The organism is Arachidicoccus sp. (genome assembly GCF_050436765.1).
Lineage (GTDB): Bacteria > Bacteroidota > Bacteroidia > Chitinophagales > Chitinophagaceae > Arachidicoccus.
Map to the genome: position 1 here is coordinate 1 of NZ_JBNQGD010000267.1, position 5,751 is coordinate 5,751.

Genomic DNA, 5,751 nt, shown 5'->3' on the forward strand with positions numbered 1-5,751 from the left:
GCAGTGGCAGACGCAGTTGAAAAATAACAGAGCTCCTTGGGGCGAACTAGCTTCCGATAGGATTATTATTACATTACCTGATTCTGTTTTGCAGAAAGTGATCCGCCCGGATTCTGTGATGAAATTATGGAATCTGATTATTGGCGCAGAAATGGATTTAGCGCAAGTGGATACCCCTTTTTATCGCCCTCAACGTTTGGTCATAGATGAACATATTGGAGGTGGTTTTATGCATAGCGGATATCCCATTATGGTACACCATTCCCCAACAAAACATATGTACTCAGAAGATATTGTCGCCAATCCTGAGAAATTACTCATACCAACCAAAGGCGGTGCGAATTGGGGCTTTTTTCATGAGATAGGACATAACATGCAAAACCTGGATTGGGTTTTTGATGGCACAACTGAAGTGAGTAATAATCTATTTAGTTTGTATTGTTTTGATCGACTAATGGGCGGGCAGGATGATGCACATAGTGGCGTTTCTAGTAAGAATACACAAACCATGATGAAGAAATATTTTGCAGATGGCGCTGATTACGCAAAATGGAAATCAGATCCGTTTTTGGGTTTAGTTCTTTTTCGTCAGCTACAAGAAGGCTTTGGCTGGGAATCTTTTAAGACATTTTTTAGAGGGTATCATGATTTGGCAGCAAAATATCCTAACCATGAATATGCAAAGACGGATCAGCAAAAACGTGATTTATGGATTATTAATTTTTCTAAAATTGTAGGGCGCAACTTGGCACCTTTTTTTGAGAAGTGGGGAATTCCGGTTAGTGAAGATGCCAAACAAAGAGTATCTTCTTTGCCTATTTGGATGCCTTACAATTTTCCACCTGTAGATTAAACCCCCTGATGAAGAAAAAGCCATTTCATAGGGGAGTGGCTTTTCTTCACCAGATGCTTATCTGTAAGGTTATGTATATGACTGCTACTTTAAAGAATGCTTTTTATATATAAAGTTTTTTTCATCAACAATCCGTTTCTCGTCAGAGTAATGGTTGCTTTTGTGCCGGCTTTTTTTAGCAGTTCGGTGTAGGTTTGAATATTATTACTGAAATTGTTATTGACGGCTATAATGACATCTCCAGGTAATATTCCTGCTTTTGCTGACGGGGAATCTTTTGCTACGTTCCCCACATTTACCCGTCGATCCATAAAATATAAGGTCAAGCCTGTGTAAGAATAATCAAATAAATCTTTGAAATGCGAATTTGGATGAATATAGATTTTGCCGGCAGGATAATTGAGTGTAATGTTAAATCTTCTTAGTAAGTCGTTGCCCATTATGCCTCCCAGAACCGGATAGTTTGTTACATTACTTACATCGTCAAAAGTATAGGTTGGTACATTTCTAAAGCTATAGCTCCCTACTTTTATTTCTTGAATGGTAGTGAGATTCATATTTATCTCGCCACCTAATCCCTGCGCTACAGTAGCAACTGTTTTTCGCCGTCGTTGTGTTTTTCTAAAGATACTACTGTCTTTCACAAATTGATTTGAAAACAAAAGGCAAAGCCCCGCACCCATATCGAAATAATAGTTGTCGTTTACTTTTACGCCATTTTTGACGGAAGCGCTTATGGTAGGTATTCGATTACCCATAAATGGATATAATATCTCGCCTGGCTTTTCATATACAAACTCGCCTGGCTTAAATACAAAAACTTTTAATGAATCAAAATTGAATTGAACAATAAATCTTTTAAAAAAATTGTAGCCAATAATGCCGTCTATTTTTACGCCATACACTTCGCTCAACAACTCATAGTCATCGATATGAAATTCCGGATATTTAAATTCAAGATGAGGAAATTCAAGGGTTTTAATATTTGTAACTACTGTTTTCTTAAATGAACCGACTCCACGTATATAAGAATTTGAAGAGATGAAAGGTATTTTTAATCTTACACAAGTAGTGGAATCTAAGGAAGCGCTGCTACAGCCGGTGTCCATCACAAAATTGAGGGTATCGGGATAATTATCTATTTTTCCTTTTACTAAAATTATTCCGCCAGAAAGTAGTTTGAAGGGGAAGGAGGTGATATAAGATGCTTGGTTAGCAATATTATGATGGGTGCTTCTTCTTTGCGCAAAAAGAGGAAATGCAAATAAACTATATAATAAGAATAATAAAACTCTCATAAGTTAATCCCATTTACACAACTTATCAAGATGCATTACCATTATCGAAGTTAGTTCAAATATCGAACAAATGGCCATATAAAAAAGCTCCCACAAAGCTAGAAAGCTGTGGGAGCCACTTCAACTGTTTGAAGCATTAAAAAAATCATTTTACTATCAACAGGAGCTTAAAGTACACTTATTTCCTTAGATGGCACTTTTACTTCTTCTTTTTTAGGTAAAGTAATTTGCAGAATGCCATTTTCGTATTTTGCTGAGATATTCTCGGCGTCAATCTTTTCATCTAAGGTAAATGTCCTTTTGAAGCTTTGGGTAGAGAATTCTTGACGATGCATTTTTTCTACTTTTGTTTCCGGTGAGTTTACTTTTTCAAAAGAGATAGTAAACAAGCCTTCATTTACGCTTAGTTTAAAATCTTGCTTTTGTAATCCAGGTGCTGCCAAATCTAATTGAAAAGCTTCCTTATTTTCCTGGATGTTGACAGGAGGTACATTTAATTCTTTTTCAGAATGATTGTTGGCAACGCTGCCCCAAAAATCTTCTAATAAACTGTTCCAGTTGTTGTAGTTTCTTTTTACGAGAGTCATAATATTTATTTTTATGTTGAATAATTTTGTTCTCTCTTCCTTTCCCAAATCTTGTACCATCACCCAAAAGCGAATATTTAGAGTCAATATTTCCCTAAATCTAATTTATATAAGACATAATGGCTGCTTTAGCTATTTTATAGAGACATAATGTCTGTAATTGTTTATATTATCTTTATCAGATTACTTTGTAACTTTGCGGTATCTTAAAAAATCTTAAATAGAAAAATATGTATCCGGAAGAAATAGTATTACCGATGAAGGCGGAATTGACTGATAATGGGTTTGAAGACTTACAAACTCCGCAAGAGGTGGAAGAAGCTTTGAAAAGAGAAGGTACTACCTTAGTAATGATTAATTCTGTATGTGGTTGCTCCGCAGGGAGCGCGCGCCCAGGGGTATTAATGGCAGTGCATAACGCAGAAAAAAAACCGAGCCATTTAGTTACTTCATTTGCTGGATTTGATTTGGATGCAGTAAATTCTCTGCGCCAGCATTTGTTGCCTTATCCGCCATCGTCTCCCTCAATTGCTTTGTTTAAAAATGGACAGTTAGTGCATTTTATTGAGCGCCATATGATTGAAGGTCGTCCGGCGCAATTGATTGCAGGAAGCTTGATTCAGGCGTTTGAAGAGAATTGCTAGGTGATTATTTTTGCTTAATATAAAAAGACCGTTTTCCAAGAAAATTGGAAAACGGTCTTTTTATAAGATAAAGAGGTAACAAATAAGATTAATGTTACTAGCTTGGAGTATTGTAGGAGTCTTCTACTGCTTTTAATCTTGTCTGCAATTCATCCTTAGAATAAAATTTATACAACTCAACTGGTTTGCCATCTTTTGACTGATTAATATCAGATAATGGTTCAAACGGTGCAAATACTTGTGTATGTTCAAGATCATTGCTTAGCTCAATAATCTGTCCAGGTTTTATCAAATAATTTTTATTAGCTGTCGAAATATTTGTTCCTGCTAAAACCTGTTTCAAACTATCAATCATTGCTTTTTGCTGGTCTAAATTCAAATCGTGCTTATTATTGTAATCCCGACCTTCTAATAATAGGCTACCGTAAATATCTTTGTTATTTAGATTCAAAACATAATAACCCCCTTCGGTATTTAGAGGCAAGGTACTTTTAATACCGTTGTTATTTATATTCAAGGTTTTATTAGTAACATCTTTTATATCCATTTCAAAGTTTGATGCACCTGCCGATGTATCCCCTATATTAATATTGTTTCCTTGAACGGTAATCGTTCCATTGGCAACTACCAATACTTTTCTTTCTTGTTTGGATCCGCAGGATGCAAGTACAGCCAAGGGAAGGATCGCTAATAATATTTTCTTCATTCAGGTATTTGTTTAATTAAAAATATAATAATAAAAATAAAAAAGGTGCAAAGTATTTTTTCTTCGCACCTTTCATTGTATCAAGAAGATTATTTTGCTGCAGCAAATAGCTCTGCTACCTTAGACCAGTTTACTACATTCCAAAATGCAGCCAGATAGTCCGGACGACGATTTTGATATTTTAAATAATAAGCATGTTCCCACACATCAACACCCAAAATAGGCGTGCCTTTTGTTTCAGCAACATCCATTAAAGGATTGTCTTGATTTGGTGTAGAAGTCACTTCTAATTGACCATCTTTTACAATCAACCAAGCCCATCCGCTACCAAAACGGGTAGCACCAGCGGCGTTAAATTTTTCTTTTAATGCATCGAATGATCCAAATGCTTTATTAATCGCTTCAGCCAATTCTCCGGTGGGGTTACCGCCAGCATTAGGCGCCAGTATTTGCCAAAAAAAAGAATGGTTCCAGTGTCCGCCACCATTGTTGCGAACCGCAGCAGAAATACTTCCTGCATTTTTTACCAATTCTTCTAAAGATTTGTCTGCGTTAGGCGTGCCTTGTATAGCATTATTTAAGTTATTTACATAGCCTTGATGGTGTTTGCCATGATGAATTTCCATTGTTTTTGCATCAATATGAGGTTCTAATGCGTCTAGCGCGTAAGGTAGCGCTGGTAGTGTAAATGCCATGATTTCTATTTTTGAAGATTAATTAAATTTTTTATACCAAAGAAAACACAATCACAATGATTTCTCTTCGAGTTGCTAATTTACTACATATATCAATGCTGAAAAAAATGAATGTGTAATCTTAACGCTTATTTTTAAAAAAACTTTTCATGAGCCCTGCACATTCTTCCTCCAAAATGCCCGATACGATAGATGTTTTTATGTGAAAAGGTGATTGGGACGTATATTTTTTAAATCCATTTTTTATATCGGAGGCGCCGTATACAATCTTGCCAATCTTGCTCCAATGCAAGGCACCGCAACACATTAAACAAGGTTCTATAGTTATATATATGGATGCATCAGGTAAATATTTGGCGCCTAAATAATTACAAGCAGTCGTAATCGCCAATAGCTCCGCATGTGCAGTAGGATCGTTTAAGAGCTCTACCTGATTGTATGCCCTAGCAATAATTTTGTTTTGTATTACCAAAACTGCGCCTACGGGTACCTCGTCGGCATCAAAGGCCTTCTGCGCCTCACATAGTGCTTGATGCATAAAATACTCATCAGAATATTCCATTAAAATAATTAGCAGTGAATAATCGTAAAACTATTTGGTGCGTAGAAGTAATACGTATTTCACCATTTGTTTGGCGTCGGCTAATGACAACGTTGGATGCGCTACCATTGGAACGGTGCCCCAGTGGCCACTACCACCTGAGATAACTTTTTGTGCTAACATATTAATGTTGGCTTCATTGTCATCATATTTATCAGCTACTTTTTCGTAGGCCGGTCCCGTAGATTCTCCTTCTATTTTATGGCAAGTAAGGCAATCATTTTTTGCTACCAATGCAAGCCCTTTTTGATAATCAGGATTCTTGGAAATATCGTTTTTTGCTGATGAATTTGAATTTCCCGTTACTTCATTTGTGTTACTTGTGCCGCTACCTTCTGTGTTGCCATTGTTAGAACCGCAGGACATG

The 5,751-nt window shown here is 36.4% G+C and carries 8 protein-coding genes; 2 read left to right on the top strand and 6 right to left on the bottom strand.

What is annotated here, in order from left to right; genetic code table 11:
• On the top strand, window positions 1-853 hold an 853-nt coding region (locus tag ACQR30_RS11660; protein WP_429735261.1), incomplete at its 5' end, for a M60 family metallopeptidase.
• 89 nt (window positions 854-942) lie between these two features.
• Here the strand turns inward: ACQR30_RS11660 and ACQR30_RS11665 are convergent.
• Together ACQR30_RS11665 and ACQR30_RS11670 are read right to left on the bottom strand one after the other, a co-directional pair.
• Window positions 943-2,151 carry an aspartyl protease family protein gene (locus ACQR30_RS11665; RefSeq protein WP_429735263.1) on the bottom strand — a complete coding sequence of 403 codons (1,209 nt, stop codon included), beginning with the start codon at window positions 2,149-2,151 and terminating at the stop codon, window positions 943-945.
• Window positions 2,152-2,318: 167 nt separating this feature from the next.
• Window positions 2,319-2,738: an Hsp20/alpha crystallin family protein gene (locus ACQR30_RS11670; RefSeq protein ID WP_429735265.1), complete on the bottom strand. Its 420-nt coding sequence runs from the start codon at window positions 2,736-2,738 to the stop codon at window positions 2,319-2,321.
• 230 nt (window positions 2,739-2,968) lie between these two features.
• On the opposite strand from ACQR30_RS11670, the gene ACQR30_RS11675 reads away from it, so the two are divergent.
• Window positions 2,969-3,382, top strand: coding sequence for a BrxA/BrxB family bacilliredoxin (locus ACQR30_RS11675; RefSeq protein ID WP_429735267.1), 414 nt, complete (start codon window positions 2,969-2,971; stop codon window positions 3,380-3,382).
• A gap of 97 nt (window positions 3,383-3,479) precedes the next feature.
• On the opposite strand, the gene ACQR30_RS11680 is transcribed toward ACQR30_RS11675, so the two are convergent.
• The 4 genes from ACQR30_RS11680 to ACQR30_RS11695 all read right to left on the bottom strand — a co-directional run.
• A complete protein-coding gene (locus ACQR30_RS11680) occupies window positions 3,480-4,088 on the bottom strand; it encodes a hypothetical protein (RefSeq protein WP_429735269.1) in 609 nt (202 codons plus the stop codon).
• A gap of 89 nt (window positions 4,089-4,177) precedes the next feature.
• A complete protein-coding gene (locus ACQR30_RS11685) occupies window positions 4,178-4,783 on the bottom strand; it encodes a superoxide dismutase (protein WP_429735271.1) in 606 nt (201 codons plus the stop codon).
• Window positions 4,784-4,904: 121 nt separating this feature from the next.
• Window positions 4,905-5,345 carry a nucleoside deaminase gene (locus ACQR30_RS11690; protein WP_429735273.1) on the bottom strand — a complete coding sequence of 147 codons (441 nt, stop codon included), beginning with the start codon at window positions 5,343-5,345 and terminating at the stop codon, window positions 4,905-4,907.
• A gap of 30 nt (window positions 5,346-5,375) precedes the next feature.
• Window positions 5,376-5,751 (bottom strand): c-type cytochrome (locus ACQR30_RS11695; RefSeq protein WP_429735275.1); only part of this gene is annotated, 376 nt, incomplete at its 5' end.

Coding starts and splice junctions, on each gene's coding strand:
- ACQR30_RS11665 (WP_429735263.1), bottom strand. CDS start 2,151: ATGAGAGTTTTATTATTCTTATTATATAGTTTATTTGCATTTCCTCTT.
- ACQR30_RS11670 (WP_429735265.1), bottom strand. CDS start 2,738: ATGACTCTCGTAAAAAGAAACTACAACAACTGGAACAGTTTATTAGAA.
- ACQR30_RS11675 (WP_429735267.1), top strand. CDS start 2,969: ATGTATCCGGAAGAAATAGTATTACCGATGAAGGCGGAATTGACTGAT.
- ACQR30_RS11680 (WP_429735269.1), bottom strand. CDS start 4,088: ATGAAGAAAATATTATTAGCGATCCTTCCCTTGGCTGTACTTGCATCC.
- ACQR30_RS11685 (WP_429735271.1), bottom strand. CDS start 4,783: ATGGCATTTACACTACCAGCGCTACCTTACGCGCTAGACGCATTAGAA.
- ACQR30_RS11690 (WP_429735273.1), bottom strand. CDS start 5,345: ATGGAATATTCTGATGAGTATTTTATGCATCAAGCACTATGTGAGGCG.